Annotated in this window: 19 protein-coding genes; 6 read left to right on the forward strand and 13 right to left on the reverse strand. The window is 71.4% G+C overall.

Annotated features, from left to right (window positions below; genetic code table 11):
• Positions 1–107: 107 nt before the first annotated feature.
• The 3 genes from mqnC to QI554_RS12740 form a co-directional block, all read right to left on the reverse strand.
• The gene (mqnC, locus tag QI554_RS12730) at positions 108–1,328 is read right to left on the reverse strand and encodes a cyclic dehypoxanthinyl futalosine synthase (protein WP_281469331.1); all 1,221 of its coding nucleotides are present in this window, start codon (positions 1,326–1,328) and stop codon (positions 108–110) included.
• Positions 1,329–1,362: 34 nt separating this feature from the next.
• A complete protein-coding gene (locus tag QI554_RS12735; protein WP_281469333.1) occupies positions 1,363–1,962 on the reverse strand; it encodes a pyridoxamine 5'-phosphate oxidase family protein in 600 nt (199 codons plus the stop codon).
• A gap of 89 nt (positions 1,963–2,051) precedes the next feature.
• A complete protein-coding gene (locus tag QI554_RS12740) occupies positions 2,052–3,014 on the reverse strand; it encodes a menaquinone biosynthetic enzyme MqnA/MqnD family protein (RefSeq protein ID WP_425527964.1) in 963 nt (320 codons plus the stop codon).
• A gap of 245 nt (positions 3,015–3,259) precedes the next feature.
• Between QI554_RS12740 and QI554_RS12745 the strand changes: the two genes are divergently transcribed.
• Together QI554_RS12745 and QI554_RS12750 are read left to right on the forward strand one after the other, a co-directional pair.
• Positions 3,260–4,459, forward strand: a complete 1,200-nt coding sequence (locus QI554_RS12745) for a hypothetical protein (RefSeq protein WP_281469335.1) — start codon at positions 3,260–3,262, stop codon at positions 4,457–4,459.
• Positions 4,460–4,489: 30 nt separating this feature from the next.
• Positions 4,490–5,349 (forward strand): IS5 family transposase gene (locus QI554_RS12750; protein ID WP_425527962.1). Its coding sequence is split into 2 segments (ribosomal slippage): positions 4,490–4,853 and positions 4,853–5,349, totalling 861 coding nucleotides; the frame shifts between segments, so codons are not numbered across the junction.
• A 100-nt stretch (positions 5,350–5,449) separates the two neighbouring features.
• On the opposite strand, the gene QI554_RS12755 is transcribed toward QI554_RS12750, so the two are convergent.
• The 7 genes from QI554_RS12755 to QI554_RS12785 all read right to left on the reverse strand — a co-directional run bounded on the left by QI554_RS12755 (position 5,450) and on the right by QI554_RS12785 (position 12,214).
• Entirely contained in the window at positions 5,450–6,496 is a 1,047-nt protein-coding gene (locus QI554_RS12755; protein ID WP_281469337.1) for an alpha/beta fold hydrolase, read from the reverse strand.
• 627 nt (positions 6,497–7,123) lie between these two features.
• Positions 7,124–7,939, reverse strand: coding sequence for a HEAT repeat domain-containing protein (locus QI554_RS12760; protein WP_281469339.1), 816 nt, complete (start codon positions 7,937–7,939; stop codon positions 7,124–7,126).
• A 179-nt stretch (positions 7,940–8,118) separates the two neighbouring features.
• Positions 8,119–9,468 (reverse strand): dicarboxylate/amino acid:cation symporter, encoded by a 1,350-nt coding sequence (locus tag QI554_RS12765; protein WP_281469341.1) that lies wholly within the window; start codon positions 9,466–9,468, stop codon positions 8,119–8,121.
• Positions 9,469–9,686: 218 nt separating this feature from the next.
• Positions 9,687–9,809, reverse strand: coding sequence for a hypothetical protein (locus QI554_RS12770; RefSeq protein WP_281469343.1), 123 nt, complete (start codon positions 9,807–9,809; stop codon positions 9,687–9,689).
• Between the two features lie 90 nt (positions 9,810–9,899).
• On the reverse strand, positions 9,900–10,322 hold the full coding sequence (locus QI554_RS12775; RefSeq protein WP_281469345.1) for a DUF4229 domain-containing protein: 423 nt from the start codon (positions 10,320–10,322) through the stop codon (positions 9,900–9,902).
• 198 nt (positions 10,323–10,520) lie between these two features.
• Positions 10,521–11,684 (reverse strand): aminofutalosine synthase MqnE, encoded by a 1,164-nt coding sequence (mqnE, locus tag QI554_RS12780; protein ID WP_281469347.1) that lies wholly within the window; start codon positions 11,682–11,684, stop codon positions 10,521–10,523.
• Positions 11,685–11,752: 68 nt separating this feature from the next.
• Entirely contained in the window at positions 11,753–12,214 is a 462-nt protein-coding gene (locus QI554_RS12785; RefSeq protein ID WP_281469349.1) for an Lrp/AsnC family transcriptional regulator, read from the reverse strand.
• Positions 12,215–12,383: 169 nt separating this feature from the next.
• Here QI554_RS12785 and QI554_RS12790 point away from each other — a divergent pair, with 169 nt between their 5' ends.
• Positions 12,384–12,518 (forward strand): hypothetical protein, encoded by a 135-nt coding sequence (locus QI554_RS12790; RefSeq protein WP_281469351.1) that lies wholly within the window; start codon positions 12,384–12,386, stop codon positions 12,516–12,518.
• Between the two features lie 110 nt (positions 12,519–12,628).
• Here the strand turns inward: QI554_RS12790 and QI554_RS12795 are convergent, their stop codons facing one another.
• A complete protein-coding gene (locus tag QI554_RS12795) occupies positions 12,629–13,306 on the reverse strand; it encodes a UbiX family flavin prenyltransferase (RefSeq protein WP_281469354.1) in 678 nt (225 codons plus the stop codon).
• Between the two features lie 271 nt (positions 13,307–13,577).
• On the opposite strand from QI554_RS12795, the gene QI554_RS12800 reads away from it, so the two are divergent.
• The gene (locus QI554_RS12800; protein ID WP_281469356.1) at positions 13,578–14,243 is read left to right on the forward strand and encodes a rhomboid family intramembrane serine protease; all 666 of its coding nucleotides are present in this window, start codon (positions 13,578–13,580) and stop codon (positions 14,241–14,243) included.
• A gap of 44 nt (positions 14,244–14,287) precedes the next feature.
• Entirely contained in the window at positions 14,288–15,238 is a 951-nt protein-coding gene (locus QI554_RS12805) for a hypothetical protein (protein ID WP_281469358.1), read from the forward strand.
• A 52-nt stretch (positions 15,239–15,290) separates the two neighbouring features.
• Here the strand turns inward: QI554_RS12805 and mqnP are convergent, their stop codons facing one another.
• Positions 15,291–16,199: a menaquinone biosynthesis prenyltransferase MqnP gene (gene mqnP, locus QI554_RS12810; protein ID WP_281469359.1), complete on the reverse strand. Its 909-nt coding sequence runs from the start codon at positions 16,197–16,199 to the stop codon at positions 15,291–15,293.
• A gap of 79 nt (positions 16,200–16,278) precedes the next feature.
• On the reverse strand, positions 16,279–17,733 hold the full coding sequence (locus QI554_RS12815) for a menaquinone biosynthesis decarboxylase (protein WP_281469361.1): 1,455 nt from the start codon (positions 17,731–17,733) through the stop codon (positions 16,279–16,281).
• Between the two features lie 331 nt (positions 17,734–18,064).
• On the opposite strand from QI554_RS12815, the gene QI554_RS12820 reads away from it, so the two are divergent.
• The coding region (locus QI554_RS12820; protein ID WP_281469363.1) for a DUF4139 domain-containing protein at positions 18,065–19,300 on the forward strand (1,236 nt) is incomplete at its 3' end.

A 19,300-nucleotide genomic window follows, 5' to 3' on the forward strand; every position in this document is an offset into this window, starting at 1 on the left:
CCGAACCACGATCGGACACCCCCCATGCAAGAAACCGGTTGGAAGGTGTGTTTATAGCACGGCAGTCATCGGGGAAGGCGGGCAACCTCCGCTTCCCGCAGACGCGTTCAGCTCGCCTGGATGATCGTCAGCTCGGGGTGCGCCGTGCCGCCCTCGATCGCGGTCGAGGAGAGGTGGGACACGACGCGGTCGTCGACCGGGTCCTGGGCCGGGTCGTCGTGGATCAGGAGGTGGTTGTACGTCGTGTCGCGCTGCGCCGGGACGCGGCCCGCGGCGCGGATCAGGTGGATCAGCTCCATGCGGTTGGAGCGGTGCTTGGCGCCGGCGGAGGAGACGACGTTCTCCTCGAGCATCACCGAGCCGAGGTCGTCGGCGCCGTAGTGCAGGGACAGCTGCCCGGCCTCCTTGCCGACGGTCAGCCACGAGCCCTGCAGGTGGTTCACGTTGTCGAAGAACAGCCGGCCGATGGCGATCATCCGCAGGTACTCCAGCAGCGTCGCCTGCGTGCGGCCCTTCAGGTGGTTGTTCTCCGGCTGGTACGTGTACGGGATGAAGGCCCGGAACCCGCCGGTGCGGTCCTGCACGTCGCGGATCATCCGCATGTGCTCGATGCGCTCGGCGTTCGTCTCGCCCGTGCCCATCAGCATCGTGGACGTCGACTCCAGGCCGAGGCCGTGGGCCGTCTCCATGATCTCCAGCCAGCGCTCGCCCGACTCCTTGAGCGGCGCGATCGCCTGCCGCGCGCGGGCCGGCAGCAGCTCGGCGCCGGCGCCCGCGAACGAGTCCAGGCCGGCCGCCTTGATGCGGGTGATGGCCTCCTCGACGGTGACGCCCGAGACCTTCGCCATGTGCTCGACCTCGGACGCGCCGAGCGAGTGGATCACCAGCTGCGGGAAGTCCGCCTTGATCGCGGCGAACGCGCGCTCGTAGTAGTCGACGCCGTAGTCCGGGTGGTGGCCGCCCTGGAACATGATCTGGGTGCCGCCCAGCTCGACCGTCTCCGCGCACCGGCGCAGGATGTCGTCGAGCTCGCGCGACCAGCCCTTCTCGCTCTTCGGCGGGGCGTAGAACGCGCAGAACTTGCACGCCGTGACGCACACGTTCGTGTAGTTGATGTTCCGCTCGATGATGTACGTCGCGATGTGCTCGGTGCCCGCGTAGCGGCGGCGGCGCACCTGGTCCGCGGCCGAGCCGAGCGCGTGGAGGGGCGCGTGGACGTACAGCTCCAGCGCCTCGTCCGCGCTGATCCGCCCGCCGGCCGCGGCCCGGTCCAGGACGGAGTGCAGGTCGGACCGTACCGAACCGGACTCGGTGACTGCTGCGTTCACGGGACCCTCCACGGCGTTGTCGAACGGTCCGAGCCTAACCGGCGGCGGCCGTCCCGCGTGCCCCGGGCACGACCGACGAGGCGTCTATCGCCGCGAGGCCGTCGATGCTCGCGCTGTTCTTCTTGTCGATGTACGCGCCGATCTGCTCCTCCGACTTGCCGTCCCAGTAGCTGCGCAGCAGCGGGCGCTCGCCGACGTAGTCCATGAACGGTATGGAGAAGCCGCAGCTGTCCGAGACGCGGCTCACGTGGACCAGGACGACGGCGCGGATGCCGGGCTGGTCGGCGTCGGCGAAGCGGGCGGCGAGTTCGGGCCAGCGCGGGTCCTCGGGATAGACGGCCTCGCCGCGGCCGTGCAGGCGCACGACGGTGGGCGGGCCCGAGAAGGCCGTCCACATGAGGGTGATGCGGCCGTTCTCACGCAGGTGCGCGTGGGTCTCGGCGCCGCTGCCCGTCCAGTCGAGGTAGGCGACGGTCCACTCGTCGAGGACGGCGAACGACCCCGCGTGGCCCTTGGGCGACACGTTCACGTGGCCGTCCGCGTCGAGCGGGGCCGTCGCCGTGAAGTAGACCGGCTGATCGAGAATGAACTGCTTCAGGCGTCCTGTGACGCCTTCTGGATAGACCTTGCCCATGACGTCGAGCCTAGTTGGCCGTCCTGGCATGCGGATACGGGATATCCCACTCCCCGGACACTCCCGTCTCGGAATCCGGGCGGCGGGGCCTAGCCGGCCGCCTCGTCGGCCCCGTCGGCCCCGTCGGCCCCGTCGGCCCCGTTGAGCAGCCGCACCCGGACGTCCGCCGGGTAGCCGGTGTCGTGCGCCGTCCGCCGCGCGAACTCCGCCATGCCGGCCAACTGCCGGTCCCCGAGCGAGAAGTCCAGCGCGTGCGCGAAGTACTGCTCCAGCGTCGCCGCGTCGAACGCCTCCCAGCGCGCGGTCTGCTCGGCGACCTTCCCCACCTCGGCCATCGACAGGTCGCGCGACGCCAGGAACGCCTCGTGCACCTCGCGCACCCGCTCCGGATGCCGGGCCAGGAAGTCGCGGCGCGCCGCCCACACGGCGAACACGAACGGCAGTCCCGTCCAGTCCTTCCACAGCTGCCCGAGGTCGTGCACCTCCAGGCCGAGCCGCGGCGCGTCGTGCAGCGAGGCGCGCAGCGCGGCGTCCCCGATCAGCACCGCCGCGTCCGCGTCCTGCATCATCAGCGCGAGGTCGGGCGGGCACGTGTAGTAGTCCGGACGGACGCCGTAGCGCTCCTCCAGGAGGAGCCGGGCCAGCCGCACCGAGGTCCGCGATGTCGAGCCGAGCGCCACCTTCGCGCCGTCCAGCTCCGCCAGCGGCACCTGGCTGACCATCACCACCGACATGACCGGGCCGTCGCTGCCGACCGCGATGTCCGGCAGCACCACCAGGTCGTCGGCGTTCCGCAGGAACTCGACGACGCTGATCGGGCCGACGTCCAGGTCGCCGCGCACCAGAGCGTCGTTCAGGTTGTCCGGCGTGTCCTTGGTGAGCTCCATGTCGAGCAGGGCACCGAGCCGCGCCATACCCCAGTAGAGCGGCAGGCAGTTGAGGAACTGGATGTGCCCGACACGGGGACGGCGAGGATGGCCGTCGTCACCCGGTACCGGGCCGGTCTCGTGCTGTCCGGCGGTTCCCGGGTCGCGGGGCGCCGTGTCCTTGATGTCCACTCCCCGAGGCTATGCCCGCACCCGTTCGGCCGCCCCGCGGGGCACCCCCACGAGTGTCACCGCCATGCCACAACCTCGGACGGATCACCCGGACGGCGCCCCGAGCTGTCATGCTCGTGACCGGTGGGGGGAACACCGTGCGCCCGCAGTCACGCCCCCGACCAGGACGGACAGCAGCCTGGACGGTCCGGTGCACAGCAGCGCCGGGCGAACCGCGAGCACCCGACGGAGGCCCCGCTATGCACCCCGGACCCGCGTCCCCGCACGGAGACGCCGGACGCCCCGGCCCCCCGCCGGGACCCGGCCAGGCCCCGCCGCCGTCCGCGCCGCCCGCGTACGACGCGCCCACGCAGTACGGCGCGCCGCGTCCCCAGGCGGGGTACGGGGCGCCCGCCGCGCCGCCGCCGGCCCCCGCGTACCAGCCGAACGGCGGGTCTGACGGGTATCCGTCCCAGCCCGACTACGGCTACCCGCCGCAGCCCGGCTTCGGCTCGCCGCAGCCGCCGTACGGCGACACCCCCGGACCGAGCGGGCCGCCCCCGCGTGGCGCCCGCCCCCGCAACACGGCCTCCGACGGCCTGCGCGGCGTCGTGGCGTTCCTGTGCCTGCTGATGGCCGTGCTGCTCGCCATCCCGGCGGTCACCGCGTCGTGGCTGAAGAACGACCTCATCTCGGACGACGGCTTCGCCGACGTGTCGGTCAAGCTGATCGGCAAGGAGGAGGTCCGCAAGGAGGTCCAGGACCTCATCGCGGACGACGTGATGCGGCAGACCAGGCTGCCGCAGTCCACCCGCACCCAGGTCGTGCAGGCGGTCGGCCAGGTCATGGAGACCGACCAGTTCCGCACGGTGTGGCGCGAGGGCTCGGCGCAGGCGCACAGCGTCGTCGTCGACGGGCTGCTCGGCAAGGACACGGCGACGACGCAGCGCAAGGGCGACCAGCTGACGATCGACGTCGCGACGCCGCTCGACCCGCTCTTCAACGAGCTGGCCAAGGCCGGCGTGAAGGTCGACCGCAACCAACTCCCGGGCCACGTCCAGGTGTCGCTCGCAAAGATCCCCGAGTACGGCGCGGCGCAGGACACCCTCAAGGGCATCGACGACGCCGGCTGGATGATCCCCGGGCTGGCCGCGGGCCTTGTCGTCGCCGGCCTGCTGATCGCCGTACGGCGGCTGCGCGCGCTCGCGCTCACCGCGATGGGCACGCTGGTCGCGGGCGGCGTGCTGCTGATCACGGTGAACCTCGCGCGCTCGCCGGTGCTGGACGAGGCGGCCAAGAGCTCGACCGTCAGCCGCGGCGCGACCGGCGCCGTCTACGACGTGTTCACCGAAACGCTCGTCACCTACTCGTGGGTGGTCGTGATCGGCAGCGCGGTCGCGCTCGCAGGCGCGGCTGTCGCGGGCGCGGTGCTGCGGAAGCGGCGCGAGGCGGCTTTCTAGGCCGTGTCTTCAAAACGGTGACGCGGGATCATGAGTGCTGTGATTCGGCGTTACGAACTGACCGACGACGAGTGGGCGTTGATGGAGCCGTGGTTGCCGCGGCCGCCCAGAGGGCGGCCGCGGCTGGACGACCGCAGGGTGCTGAACGGGATCGTGTGGAAGATCCGCGCGGGTGCCGCCTGGCGGGACGTGCCCGCGAGGTACGGGCCGTGGCAGTCGGTGTACACGCGTTTCCGCAGGTGGGCGCTGGACGGCACGTTCACGCGCATGCTCGCCGCGGTCCAGGCCGACCGGCAGGCCAAGGCCGACATCGACTGGCTGGTCGCAGTCGATTCCACCCTCGTGCGGGCGCACCAGCACGCTGCCGGCGCGAAAAGGGGGCCCGAGCAGGGGACGAACCGGCGGATCACGCCCTCGGTCGATCCCGAGGGGGTCTGACCACCAAGCTCCACCTCGCGTGCGACGGCCGCGGCCGGCCCCTCGCCTTCGTTCTGACCGGCGGCCAGCGCAACGACTGCACCCAGTTCGAGAACGTCATGAACCGCATCCGCGTTGCCCGGAACGGGCCCGGTCGGCCCCGCACGCGACCGGACCGCGTCGTCGCGGACAAGGGCTACAGCTCGCGGAAGATCCGCGCCTGGCTGCGCAGACGCGGGATCCGGCACACGATCCCCGAGCGAATCGACCAGCTCAACGGCCGGATCCGCAGGGGCGAACGCCCCTGCGGCTTCGACCCGGCGGCCTATCGCCGACGCAACGTCGTCGAGCGGTGCTTCAACCGCCTCAAGCACTACCGCGGCATCGCCACCCGCTACGACAAGACCGCGACCTCGTTCAATGCCGTCGTCACCCTCGCCGCAACACTCCTTTGGCTGCGACCAACACTTTGAAGACACGACCTAGTTCGTGTCGTTGCCGTGTGCCCGGCTTCTCCTGAACGGGGGGCCGGGCACACGTGTTTCGGGTGGCGGTCGACGGTTTTCCAGGCGGTCAGAATCCGCAGGCGCCGGTGACCGGTGTTCCGTCGAGCCGGGCCTGCACCCACGCGACCGCGTCGTCTCCCGCGGCGTGCACCTCGGCGGGGGTGTGCTGTTCGTCCGGATAGACCTTGAACTCGACGCTCGCGCCCTTGCCGCACAGCGTCTGGGTGAGCGGCAGGTTGAGCGCGCCGAGCGGGTCCTGGCCGCCTTGCGGGAGGAACACCGGCGCGTTCAGGGCCACTTGGTCGGGGGCTGCGGCGGCGAGGGCCGAGACCAGCGGGGCGAGGTCGGCGTCCGGACGCAGGAGGTCGGCGACCGGCGGCAGTTGATCGGCGGGGGCGTCGAAGGCGCAGGCGTGCCAGGCGCGTTCGGCGGCCTTGAGGCCCGCGGGGGTGAGGATGCGTTCCGGCACCACGGTCGGGGTGGTCGCGGAGGCGCCGTCGACGACCAGCAGGAAGATGCCCGCGTACGGCTCGGCGGTCGAGTCGCGGGCGGCCACCAGCTGCGGCATGAGCTGGAATCCGTTGGCGGGCGCGATCGCGACGACGCCCCGGACGTCGATGTCGGCGGCGTACTGCGGCGCGTAGTGCGACGTCCAGAGCGCGGCGTGCCCGCCCTGCGAGTGGCCGACGACGAACGCCGTGGTGCCGACGTCTGGGAAGGCGTTGTGCGCGGCGCGGACCAGGTCGAGCGTCGCGTACGCGGCCGATCTGCCGTCGAGATAGGGGTGCTTGACGCCGGTCACGCCCATGCCGACATAGTCCGGCTGCACGACGGCGAAACCACGCTGCACGAACGCCGCAAGCATGTCGCCCGCGCCCTGCGAGCTGGGGCCGAACCCACGGGAAGGCGCGCACTCCGCCGCGATACCGGTCGTGCCGTGATCCCACGCAACGACCGGCCAACCACCTTCCGGCGGTGGTGACTTCGGCACCGTGACGATGCCCGTCGCGGCGACGGGCCTGCCGTCGGTTCCGGTGGTCACATACATGACGAGCCGCTCGTCGGCACCGCCGGCGACCGGCTCGGGACTCGTGCCCTGACGCTGACGCAGCACGTCGCCGGGGCGGCTCGCAGGCAACGGACTCGGCGGGTCATAGAAGGCGTTGCCCCCAGGCACCGCCGTCGACACCGGAGCCGACGCCGGCGCCGCCGCTCCCCCAGCCGACGCAGCCGACGCCCGCACACTCGCACTGCCGCCGGGCCCGCGTGACCTACCCTCTTCCGCCACCCGCCCGGAACCACTCCGACCACACCCGACGACGACCAGCACCACCACCCCGGCGACCGCACCAACTCGCCTGCCGCGCCAAGCCGTTCGCCCACCACGCATCGCCTGGACCCCCGCCCCACCCGACCCCGAATAGAACACGTTCCACGCCGCCGAAGCAGTATGGCCGCGGACCACAAGACCGAACAAGGCACAACCCGACCGACGCCGGCCGATCGGGGCCGCTTGCTGTGTGGCCGTCAGACGGAGACCGGCTCCCGACGGTCGGAGGTCTGGGCGACGCGTTCAGGGGGGTGGCATCGTCGTCGGGGGCGTCGATGTCGCGGGGGTGGTTGTACTTGTCGAGGTCGAGGGTCTTCTCACGGGAGGAGACGATGATCGGCACGACCGCCTGGCCGGCGACGTTGGTTGAGGGGCAGAATCAGCTGCCGCAGGCACGGGGTTGGGCGCAGGTCACCGACCGGAAAGCAGCGGGTGGGAAGCGGCCTGTTCGCGGGCGTACGCATCGGAGTCCCGGGCCAAGCGCCGCAGAACGGCGATGTTCGCGGCGTCGTCGGCGAGTTCCGACACCGGGAACCGGCTCATGGCGATGCCGACCCAGGCACGAACGCGAGGGTCTGCGTCGCCCGCGAGACGGCGGATCGCAGCAAGGGATTGCGGATCGCGGGCGAAACCCAGCGAACTCAGCGCCGAAATCCGAACGCCGGCCGCCGGATCGCCGAGCAGGCGCACCAGCAGTGCCACCCCGGCCGGGCCCTGTCCGGTCAGCGACCCGGCAGCGGCGGACCGTACTGCTTCGTCGGCATCGCTGACCGCGGGGCCGAGCAACTCTGCATCCCCCGGCAGAGGGACAAACCCGAGCAGCCACACGGCGGTCTTGCGGAGGCCGGGATCGGGGTCGCCGAGCCACGGCACAACAATCCGCCGAGCGGCCGTCGGATCCTCGCACGAAAGATCCACGATCACCGCCGTCAGGGAATCCTGGTCGTCGCCGAGATCCCGGCACCACGCTCCCAGCAACTCGGGGAGTGCGCCGCGGCCCGCGACATCGGCGAGGAGCATGGCAAGGACGTGGCGGGCGTACCAGTTCCGAGCGTCCACGGCCGCGGTCAACAACCGTTCCAGGACCGGAACCAACCCCGGTTCCCAAGCCGCCTTGAGCTTCTCGACGGTCTCGTCGAGAACATCGAAATCACAGTCTGGGTCCGCGAGTTCTGCCAACAGAGCGTCCAGCAGCGACGCCGAGTTGCGAGCCTGTCGATCCTTCATGGCCCGGAGCCTAGGGCTCGGCAATGTCACGGATGCCTCCGTGTCGAGCAGACGACGTCACCGACGCTGCTGCGCCGACTTCCCCAATCAGGGTCGGAGAGCACAGGAACATGGACGTGAAGCGGCCCCGTTCCTCCCCACGACACATAGGGGGAACGGGGCCGCTTGCTGTGTGCCCGTCAGACGGAGACCGGCTCCCGACGGTCGGTGGCCTGGGCGGGCACGTTCAGGGGGGTGGCATCGTCGTCGTCGGGGGCGTCGATGTCGCGGGGGTGGTTGTACTTGTCGAGGTCGAGGGTCTTCTCACGGGAGGAGACGATGATCGGCACGACTGCCTGGCCGGCGACGTTGGTGGCCGTGCGCATCATGTCGAGGATCGGGTCGATGGCCAGGAGGAGGCCGACGGCCGGGAGGAGGCGGGTGTCGACGGTCTCGAGGGTGAGGGTCAGCATGACGATCGCGCCGGTGAGGCCCGCGGTGGCGGCGGAGCCGATGACCGAGACGAGGACGATGAGGAAGTAGTCCTTGAGGTCGAGGTCGATGTGCAGGTACTGGGCGGCGAAGATCGCGGCGAGCGACGGGTAGATCGCGGCGCAGCCGTCCATCTTGGTGGTGGCGCCGAAGGGGACGGAGAAGGAGGCGTACTCCTTGGGGACGCCGAGGCGTTCGACGGCGCGCTGGGTGACCGGCATGGTGCCGACGGAGGAGCGGGAGACGAAGGCCAGCTGGATGGCGGGCCAGGCGCCCTGGAAGAACTTCAGCGGGTTGACGCGGGCGACGGTCGCCAGGAGCAGCGGGTAGACGCCGAAGAGGATGATCGCGCAACCGACGTAGATGTCGACGGTGAAGGTGCCGAGCGGCTTGAGGGACTCCCAGCCGTAGGTGGCGACGGCGGTGCCGATCAGGCCGGCGGTGCCGAGCGGCGAGAGGCGGATGACCCACCACAGGGCCTTCTGCACGACCTCGAGCACGAGTTCGGCGGCGTTGATCAGCGGTTCGGCCTTCTTGCCGACGGAGAGCACCGCGGCACCGAGGACCGCCCCGAGGAAGACGATCTGCAGCACCTGCGGCTTGGGGCCGAAGGCCGCGACGATGTTCGTCGGGACGATGCCGGTGAGGAAGTCGAGCCAGTCACCGGACGGCAGGTCCTTCGGCAGCTGCTCCGGCTTGAGGTTCACGCCCTGGCCGGGGTCGGTCAGGATGCCGAGCAGGATGCCGACGGTCACCGCGATCAGCGACGTGATCAGGAACCACAGCAGGGTGCGGGCCGCGAGGCGCGCGGCGTTGTTGACCTTGCGCAGGTTCACGACGGAGATCAGGACCGCGGTGAAGACCAGCGGCGGGACCGCGAGCTTCAGCAGGCGGACGAAGATGTCGCCGACCTGCTCGAGCGTGGTGCCGAGCCAGTCGACGTGGGCGTTCTTGGCGATGAGGCCGAGGACGACGCCGACCGCGAGGCCGATGAACGTCTGGGCCCAGAACGGGATCTTCGGGAAGGATCGCTTGGGGACTGCAGCGGTTTCAGACAAGGGGGAGCTCCTGAAGCGGCCGGCCGTCGGCCGGGCACCGTGATGTACGGGACGGAGATGCGGACCGCTTCAGGCCTGATGTGGCATGTGGGGAGGGGGAGTCGCGCTCACCCACCGGTCAGGTGCGGGGCCGGCGCTCGGGACGGAGTCCGGCGAACCCGCGAAGCGGTCGGGGCGGCGTGCGTGAGCGGTACGCGAAGCGTGGTTCGCGTACCGGTTCAGCAGACGCCGGCGCCGCTACACAGTGCGGTGGCGCAACGGCCCAGGTCGACATGCAGCCGCGCCACGAGCGGGAAACCCACCGCCGTGCGCGTCTCGTGCGTGTCGCCTGTGCCGAACATGAGGTGGAGTGTAAACAGTCCATCAGTAAAACGACAAAACCATTACCTGGTGGAACGGTCCGCTCACCCGGAGCCGGTGCCGCCGCGGCGTCAGCGGCCGTCGGCGACGAGGTCGTCCTCGGCCGACGCGCCTTCCTCGATACGGGCCTTGGCCCGCTCGACGCGCGCGACGAGCGCGGCGGACATCGCCTCGCGCTGGTTGTTGAGCAGGAAGTAGCTGAGCACGCCGGACACGGCGAGCGCGATGCCGACGGCGAGGATGCCGGCGCCGTTGCCGGTCAGGCCGATCGGGTAGCGGAACAGCAGCCACACGACGAGCAGCACGCCGGCGAACAGGCCCATGCGCAGCAGCGTGTAGTACAGCGCGGGACGTCCGCTGCGGGCGGCCCCGGGGCGCGCGGCGGCGGGCTGCGCGGGCTCGGCGGTGACGGCCGCGGCGGCCGCGGCGCCCTCGATGGAGCCGGGGACGTCGGCGGACTCGGGGCGGTGCTCGGGTGCGGGTGTGGTCGACACGTCGTTTTCCTTCGGCCGGACGGCGGCGGGGGTGCGAGCGATGCGGGCGGGCACGGCGCGTGGCCGCGACCGCCCGGCGTCCTCCAGTACAGCACTCCCGCCGCGCGCGTCCGGCACGGGCCACCGCGCGGCGGGAGAAAACGAAGACGGGAGCGAAGCGACTCGAATATGGGCGGTGGGGGGGCGACGGGCGGGCGGTCAGAAGCGCATCGGCTGCGGCACGTCGCGGCGGCCCGGCTCGGGGCCTTCGTACTCGCGGATGATCTCGTACCGGGTGTTGCGCTCGGCGGGCCGGAAGCCCGCGTCGCGGATGAGCTCGAGCAGGTCGTCGCGGGTCATCTTGTTCGGCGTGCCGAAGCCGTCCGCGTCGTGCGTGATCTTGTACTCGACGACCGAGCCGTCCAGGTCGTCGGCGCCGTGGTTGAGCGCGAGCTGCGCGGTGGCCAGGCCGTGCATGACCCAGAAGCACTTGACGTGCGGCACGTTGTCGAACAGCAGCCGGGAGACCGCGAACACCTTCAGCGCCTCGGCGCCGGTGGCCATGGTGGTGCGGGCCTGGAGGCGGTTGCGGACGATGCCGTCGCGGCTGTCGTGGAAGTCGTGCTGGTAGCGCAGCGGGATGAAGACCTGGAACCCGCCGGTCTCGTCCTGCAGTTCACGCAGCCGCAGCACGTGGTCGACGCGGTGCCGGGGCTCCTCGATGTGCCCGTACAGCATCGTCGCGGGGGTCTTGAGGCCCTTCTCGTGCGCGAGCCGGTGGATCCGCGACCAGTCCTCCCAGTGGGTGGCGTGGTCGACGATGTGCTGCCGGACCTCCCAGTCGAAGATCTCCGCGCCGCCGCCGGTGAGCGACTCCAGGCCGGCGTCCATCAGCTCGTCGAGGATCTCGGACGCGCTCATCCCCGAGATGGTCTCGAAGTGCTGGATCTCGGTCGCCGTGAACGCCTTGAGCGAGACGTTCGGCAGGACCTTCTTCAGCTCGCGCAGCGACCGCGGGTAGTACCGCCACGGCAGCGTCGGGTGCAGGCCGTTGACGATGTGCAGCTCGGTGATGCCCTCCGGCTCCATCTCCTTGGCCAGCCGCACGGCGTCCTCGATGCGCATCGTGTACGCGTCCTTCTCGCCCGGCTTGCGCTGGAACGAGCAGTAGGCGCAGGACGCCTGGCACACGTTGGTCATGTTGAGGTGCCGGTTGACGTTGAAGTGGACGACGTCGCCGTTCTTCCGCGTCCGCACGTGGTGGGCGAGGCCGCCCAGCCACGCGAGGTCGTCGCACTCGTACAGCGCGATGCCGTCCTCGCGGCTGAGCCGCTCGCCGGAGAGGACCTTGTCCTCGATCTCCTTGCGCAGACCCGAGTCCATCGCTCACTTCTCCTTACTGAACCACGGCCCTTGCGGGACAAACTGTGCGACGAGCCTACGCCTCGGGATCAGGCCTCCGGTTCGCCGGGCAGGTCCGCCGCGCGGTACTCCCACTTCGTGGACAGCACGACGGTGGTACGGGTGCGCGCGACGCCGCGGGTGCCGGACAGGCGCCGGATGACCTGTTCGAGGCCGGCCACGTCGGGCACGCGGACCTTGAGCATGAACGAGTCGTCGCCGGAGATGAACCAGCAGTCCTCGATCTCCTCGACGTCGCGCAGCCTGCGGCTGACGTCCTCGTGGTCGGCGGCGTCCGACAGCTGCAGGCCGATGAGCGCCGTGACGCCGAGGCCGAGCGTGACCGGGTCGACGGTCGCGCGGTAGCCGGTGATGACGCCCGCCTGCTCCAGCCGGTTGATGCGGTCGGTCACGCTCGGACCGGACAGTCCGACCAGGCGGCCGAGCTCCGCGTACGAGGCGCGGCCGTTGACCCGCAGCGCCTGGATGAGCTTGCGGTCCACCGCATCCATGCCGTTCTCCTTGATCGTCCTGGTGATCGCCCGGCCGGGCGCCCCACTGCCCTGCATTTCAGTGGACAGTTTCGAGTCTATCCCTTAGAATCAAAGGCATCGGAGGCCACGAACCTCCGATGTCGAAAACAACGTCGGCGCAACACGCCGACAAACGGGAGTGAAAACGATGTACACCCTTGAGATGGCGCGTGCGCACATCCAGGAGCTCCACGAGATGGCCGAGCGGTCCCGCCCCGTCGGCCGGCACAACACGCTGAACCGCGTGAAGAAGTTCGTCGCCCGCACCCGCACCGGCCGCTGATCCGGCCGGTCCTGCTGAGTCGCAGTCCGCACCGGATCCTGACCCACCGGGGCGCACGCGGTCGGAACGCCACCACAGGCTCCCGCTTCGGCGGGGGCCTTTGCTGGTTTTCACGACGGAACGGCCTCCGCCCGCGCGCCGCCGAGCACCCCGTCCCAGCGGCGGAACAACGAGTGCGGGACGCCGAGCACGTCCAGCACCTTCCCCGCCACGAAGTCCACCAGCCGCTGCACGTCGCGCGCGCCCGCGTAGAACGCCGGACTGGCCGGCAGCACCACGGCGCCCCCGTCGTCCAGCCGCACCAGGTGTCGGAGCGTGGTGCCGGTGAGCGGGGTCTCGCGCGGCACCACCACGAGCGGGCGGCGCTCCTTCAACGTGACGTCCGCCGCACGTTGCAGCAGGTCCTTCGACAGGCCGAGCGCGATCCCCGCCACCGACGCCGTGCTGGCCGGCACCACCGCCATGCCCTTCGCGGGGTACGAGCCGCTCGACGGACCCGCGGCCAGGTCGCCGGCCGCCCAGTACGCCACCCGGTCGAGCCGCGCGTCGCCCTCGCCCCAACCGCCGTCCGCGGCGTCGAGGGCAAGCCACGCGCCCAGGTCGGCGCGCCAGTGCGCGTCACGGAAACCGATGCCCGTCTCGTCCAACAGGGTGAGCCGCGCGGCCCGGCTGACCACCAGGTCCACGTCCTCCCCCGCGTCCAGCAGGGCACGGACGACGGCCGCCGCGTAAGGGGTCCCGGACGCGCCCGAGACGCCGACGATCCACGGACGACGCTGTACATGCATGCCGCCATTGTCCCAGCGCCCCGCCGGGGCGCACCCGCCACCCCCGCGCACACGCCCCGACAAACCACCACGAACCACCCGACGGGCGGGCGTGGGGGCGCCCTCCGTACGGCCGCCGCGGGCCGGCGCCGGAGCCCGCCCGCCCCCGCGTCCGCCCGGTCGGCCAGCCTGAGGGACAAGCCTGTTGACCGGAAACCCTCCGCCCGGTGGACACTGGTGGACGAACGGGGCCGCCGGGGGGCGGTCACCGGTTCCCAGCGAGGAGGCCGCGGTGTCGCCGCTCCCGAGCCCGAATCCGCTGCGCGGTCTGCGCACCGCGCTCGTCACGACCGCCGGACTGCTCGCCGTGCTGTGGGCCCTGCAGATCGTGCAGTTCGCCACCGACGACTCGCTCATGACGTACGGCATCAGGCCGCGCCGCCTCGGCGAGCTCGTGGACATCTACCCCGCCCAGTTCCTGCACCTCGGCTTCGGGCACCTCATCGCCAACACGCTCGCCCTCGCCGTCCTCGGCTTCCTCGCCGCGACGCGCGGCTTCCTGAGGTTCGCCGGCGTCAGCCTCGTCGTCATGACCGTCTGCGGACTCGGCGTCTGGCTCACCGCGCCCGCGAACACCAACACCGTCGGCGCCAGCGGCCTGGTCTTCGGCTACTTCGGCTACCTGCTGGTGCGCGGCTTCGTCGACCGCCGACTGTTCGACATCGCACTGGCGTTCGTGATCACCGGGGTGTACGGATGGTCCATGCTGTGGGGTGCGCTCCCCACCGCGTCGGGTGTCTCCTGGCAGGGACACCTCTTCGGCTTCGCGGGCGGCGTGCTCGCGGCGTTCCTCTTCCGCCGCGACCGCGCGGGCCGCGAGACCGCACGTCCCACCGCGCCGACCGGCGGCGGGCCGCGGCCGATGTCGGAGGAGCTGAAGGACCTCGGCCTGCTGTGACGCGCCCGCGCGCCACCCGACACCACCACCACGGGGGACCCCACTTGCGTACGTACCGGCCCCGCCGCCTCGCCGTCACCGTCGCCGCGGCGATACCGGTCCTCCTCCTCGCCACCGCGTGCGGCACCGGCGCCGTCCCGGACTCGGCCGGTCAGGCGCGGAAGGCCGCCGACTCCCCCGTCGGCAACACCGGGCGGGACAACACCGGGATCTCCGCCGAGGACCTGCTGCGCCGCGTCGCTGACGAGCACGGGAAGCGCGCGATGCGGGTCGAGCAGCAGGGAACGGTCTTCGGCACCAAGGTCACCTCGGACCTCACCGTCGGCAAGAACGGCGACTACGAGTCGCACACCCTCATCGGCGACAAGAAGGTCCACGACCTGCTCATCGGCGACACCGAGTACACCCGCGTCGACCCGGGCGGCTACGCGGTGATGTTCGACCTGATGAAGAAGACGCCCGGGTACGACGAGAAGACCGACGGCCCCGACGCGTCGTCCCGCGAGTTCGCCAAGCTGCTGGAAGGCCGCTACCTCAAGGACGACCACAGCGACTCCCGCACCGACCGGTCCTCCGGGGGCGCCGGCACGCTGAACTTCGACGACCTGCTCGGCGTCGGCATCGACGACCCCGACAGCGGCGACCGCACCCACCGCCTCGGCGACCCGGCGCGGATCCGCGGCATCGACACCATCCGCGTCATCACGACGACCCACTCGGACGGCAAGGTGTGGGTGCGCACCGTCTACGTGCCCGCGCACGGCGCCGCGCTGCCGCTGCGCGTGACGGCCGACGTCGACAACGACGACACCGTCGACGCGAGCATGGACAGCAGCTACTTCAACCGCTCGGACGACGGCCACGGGCCGAAGAAACCGCCCGCCGACCAGACCGTCGACATGAAGATGGTCATGGAGGGACTGTTCGGGCGCGACGACGGGTTCGGGCCCGGCGGCGGCACCACCCCGACCCTGCCGGGCGGCGCGGCCGTCTGACCCGGGACGGGGGATTCTGTGGCGCGCCGGAGGATCCCGCCGCGCCGAACGGCTACAGCCGCAGGCCGCGCACCACCAGGTCGAGCAGCGCGCACACGAACAACGCGATGCCGATGAAGCCGTTCGTGGTGAAGAAGGCGCGGTTCAGCTTCGACAGGTCGTCCGGCTTGACCAGCGAGTGCTCGTACACGAACGCCGCCGACACGATCAGCAGGCCCAGCCACCAGAAGAACCCGGCGTCCGTCAGCACGCCGAACCACACGAACAGCACCGTCGTCACCACGTGCGTGACGCGCGACGCGTACAGCGCGTTCGCGATGCCCCAGCGCGCCGGGACGCTCTTCACGCCGTGCGCGCGGTCGGCCGCGACGTCCTGGCAGCCGAAGATCAGGTCGAATCCGCCGATCCATGTGCCGACCGCCAGGCCCAGCACCACCGCGTCCCACGACCACGACCCGGTCACCGCCAGCCACGCGCCGATCGGGCCGATCGCCTGCGCCAGGCCGAGGATCGCGTGCGGGACGTCCGTGAACCGCTTGCCGTACGGATAGACCACCATCGGCACGACCGCCAGCGGCGCCAGCGCGAAGCACAACGGGTTCAGCAGGGCCGCCGCGACCAGGTAGAAGAACAGCGCGACCAGCGCGCCCGTCCACGCGGTACGCACCGACACCTTGCCGGTCACCAGCTCGCGCGTCGCCGTCCGCGGGTTCCGGGCGTCGATCTCGCGGTCGATGATGCGGTTGCAGGCCATCGCGAACGTGCGCAGGCCGACCATCGCCACCGTCACCAGGAACAGCTCCCAGTAGTGGACGTGGCCGTTGACCTCGAACATCGCGGTGAGCGCGGCGATGTACGCGAAGGGCAGGGCGAACACCGAGTGCTCGATCAGAACCAGCCGCAGGAAGTCCCTGACCCTGCTGTCGGACGGGCTGCCTGCGGGGATTGCCGCCGAACTCATGAAACACCGTATTCAGGAACAACCCCGCCCGCGCGGGGACCAATGGTGTCCGCCCTGCCCGACATGAAGCCATCCACTCTCATCGCAGCCCGTATTCCTTCCAACGCCGCGTCACCCGTTCGGCCGTAGCCGGATCCGACGCCACCATCTCCGGCCAGCCCCCGTCCCGCGTATAGCCCTCCTCGGGCAGCTTGCGGGTCGCGTCGATACCCGCCTTACCGCCCCAGAACTGCTGGTACGACGCGTGGTCGAGGTGGTCGACCGGGCCCTCGACGACCGTGAGGTCGCGCGCGTAGTCGACGTTGCCGAACGCGCGCCACGCCACCTCCTGGTAGTCGTGGACGTCGCAGTCCGCGTCGACCACGACGATCAGCTTGGTCAGCGACATCATGTGCGCGCCCCAGATCGCGTGCATGACCTTCTGGGCGTGCTTCGGGTACTTCTTGTCGATCGAGACGATCGCGCAGTTGTGGAAGCCGCCGGCCTCCGGCAGGTCGTAGTCCACGATGTCCGGGACGATGATCTTCAGCAGCGGCAGGAAGAACCGCTCCGTGGCCTTGCCCAGCGGCCCGTCCTCGGTCGGCGGGCGGCCGACGACGATCGACTGCAGCAGCGGGTCCTTCCGCATCGTCACGCAGTCGATCGTGAGCGCCGGGAACGGCTCCATCGGCGTGTAGAAGCCGGTGTGGTCGCCGAACGGGCCCTCGTCGCGCATGACACCGGGCTCCAGCCAGCCCTCCAGCACCACCTCGGCCTCGGCCGGGACCTGGAGCGGGACCGTCTTGCAGTCCACCATCTCCACGCGCTTTCCCTGCACGAAGCCGGCGAACAGGTACTCGTCGATGTCGCCGGGCAGCGGCGCGGTCGACGCGTACGTCACGGCCGGCGGGCAGCCGAACGCGATCGCCACCGGCAGCCGCTCCCCGCGGCGCGCCGCCACCTGGTAGTGGTTGCGCGAGTCCTTGTGGATCTGCCAGTGCATGCCGATGGTGCGCTTGTCGTGCCGCTGCAGGCGGTACAGGCCCAGGTTCCGGACGCCGGTGTCGGGGTCCTTGGTGTGGGTCAGGCCGAGGTTGTAGAACGCGCCGCCGTCGTCCGGCCAGGTGTGCAGCGCGGGAATGGTCCCGAGGTCGACGTCGTCGCCCTTGAGCACGACCTCCTGGCACGGCGCCGACGAGACCTTCTTCGGCGGGATGTGCGCCACCGAGCCCAGCTTGCCGAACGCCTCCCGCAGCCCGGTGAAGCCCTGCGGCAGCTCCGGCTTGAGCAGCCCGGCGATCTTGTCGCTGATCTCGCCGTAGGACGAGAGGCCGAGGGCCTTGAGCATGCGGCGGTCGGTGCCGAAGACGTTCATCGCGAGCGGCATCGAGCTGCCCTTGACGTTCTCGAACAACAGTGCGGGTCCGCCGGCCTTGTTCACCCGGTCGGTGATCTCGCCGACCTCAAGGTACGGGTCCACCTCGACGCGGATCCGCCGCAGGTCGCCGTCCTTCTCCAACGCCTTGAGGAAAGCGCGCAACGTCCCGTATGCCATGCGCACCAGTATCGGTTACGCCCCACCCGCGAGCCGCACGGGCCCGACGCGGCGGGCGCCGACGGGCGGCGCCGACGGGCGGCCGTGCTCCGCGCGGGAACGGAGAACGAGGAAGGGCGGGCGTCGCGGCCGGCAGGTCGGGTGTGGTGCCGCTCGTCCACCGGTCGGCGCCCGCGGCGGAACCGGGTGCCCGGGTCGTGCGTCGAACGCGTCGGGGGCGGGCCGGGGGCGGCTCGGCCGGCGGCCGGAGGGTGTTCCGGGCGTATCCCGGCCGCAGGCCCGTGGCTCCTCTAGGTTGGGAGCCACCGCAGACCTTCGGGGAGGACGCAACATGGTTGTCGCGGTCGACACCAGCGGCGCGGAGAAGGCACTGGACGCCGGCGGGTCGGTACTCGACGCGGTCGTCGTGTACGCGCAGGGGGCCGTTTGCACGCGCCGGGCTCGGGTCGTGGTGCCCGGCGGGCACCGCGGGGACCTGCGGGTCAGGATCGGGGACGTGCCGTTGTCGGCGGTGGCGCAGTCGCTGCGCGGGGCCGTCGCGGCGGGGCCGGAAGGGGTGCGGGTCGCGGATGTGCGGCCGCACGTCGAGGCGGTGCTCGTCGAGCCCGAGGACCTGCCCGAGCTGCGCCGGGCGCTGGACGCGGCGACGGAGCGGCGGTCGCGGCTGACCGGGCGGAGGACGCGGCTCGCGGCCGAGATCGAGGCGACGGCGGCGTTGCGCGCGGTGCCGGGCAAGCCGCGCCGCGAGGACCCGTATCCGCGCCCGGCCTCGGTGGAGCCGGTGCTCGCGCTCGCCGACTTCGTCGCGCGCCGGCTGACGACGCTGCACGACCGGATGCGGGCCCTGGACGGGGACTGCCGCGAGGCCGACTACGACGTCGCGGTCGCCCAGCACCGGCTGGCCGAGGCGTCCGGCGCGGTGCGTACCGAGGAGACCCGCACGACGGGTGCCGCGGTCGTGACGCTGGACGGCCTGCCGGAGGACGCGTCGGACCCGGTGGAGATCGTGCTGGACCTGGAGTACCAGGTCCCGGGCGCCCGCTGGGTGCCGCAGTACCAGCTGCGCCTCGACCGGGCGATGACCGGCGGGACGCTGGTCATGCGCGCGGCGGTTGCGCAGCGCACGGGCGAGGACTGGTCGGGCGTGCGGCTCGGCCTGTCGACGGCGGACCTGGACCGCCGCACGGATCTGCCGGAGCTGCGTTCGCTGCGGATCGGCCGCCGCCAGGCCGCGCCGCCCGCCTCCGGATGGCGCGAACCCCCTTCGGGCCTCGACGAGTTGTTCACGGGCTACGACGCGGGCGAGAGCAAGCGGCAGCAGCGGCTGTCGAGCCTGGGGCGTCCCGTCCCCAGGGCCGGCGGCTACGGCGGCCCGCCGGACGGCCTGCTGGTCGGTGGCGCGCCGGAGCCCCGGTACGTCGACGACGAGGACACCGACTCGTGGATGTACGCCGAGCAGGACCGCGGCATGACGTTCGCCGGTTCGCCGCCGCGTGCGCCGGGTGCCGCCGCGCCGCCGCCGATGATGGCCGCGCCGGCCGCTCCGGCGGCGCAGGCGATGCCCGCG

Source organism: Yinghuangia seranimata (assembly GCF_029953285.1).
In the GTDB taxonomy this organism is placed as follows: Bacteria; Actinomycetota; Actinomycetes; order Streptomycetales; family Streptomycetaceae; genus Yinghuangia; species Yinghuangia seranimata.

Bases quoted from the DNA above. Each gene is read 5' to 3' on its own strand.
- QI554_RS12735 (WP_281469333.1), bottom strand. From the start codon at position 1,962: ATGGGCAAGGTCTATCCAGAAGGCGTCACAGGACGCCTGAAGCAGTTC.
- QI554_RS12745 (WP_281469335.1), top strand. From the start codon at position 3,260: ATGCACCCCGGACCCGCGTCCCCGCACGGAGACGCCGGACGCCCCGGC.
- QI554_RS12760 (WP_281469339.1), bottom strand. From the start codon at position 7,939: ATGAAGGATCGACAGGCTCGCAACTCGGCGTCGCTGCTGGACGCTCTG.
- QI554_RS12770 (WP_281469343.1), bottom strand. From the start codon at position 9,809: ATGTTCGGCACAGGCGACACGCACGAGACGCGCACGGCGGTGGGTTTC.
- mqnE (WP_281469347.1), bottom strand. From the start codon at position 11,684: ATGGACTCGGGTCTGCGCAAGGAGATCGAGGACAAGGTCCTCTCCGGC.
- QI554_RS12785 (WP_281469349.1), bottom strand. From the start codon at position 12,214: ATGGATGCGGTGGACCGCAAGCTCATCCAGGCGCTGCGGGTCAACGGC.
- QI554_RS12790 (WP_281469351.1), top strand. From the start codon at position 12,384: ATGTACACCCTTGAGATGGCGCGTGCGCACATCCAGGAGCTCCACGAG.
- QI554_RS12795 (WP_281469354.1), bottom strand. From the start codon at position 13,306: ATGCATGTACAGCGTCGTCCGTGGATCGTCGGCGTCTCGGGCGCGTCC.
- mqnP (WP_281469359.1), bottom strand. From the start codon at position 16,199: ATGAGTTCGGCGGCAATCCCCGCAGGCAGCCCGTCCGACAGCAGGGTC.
- QI554_RS12815 (WP_281469361.1), bottom strand. From the start codon at position 17,733: ATGGCATACGGGACGTTGCGCGCTTTCCTCAAGGCGTTGGAGAAGGAC.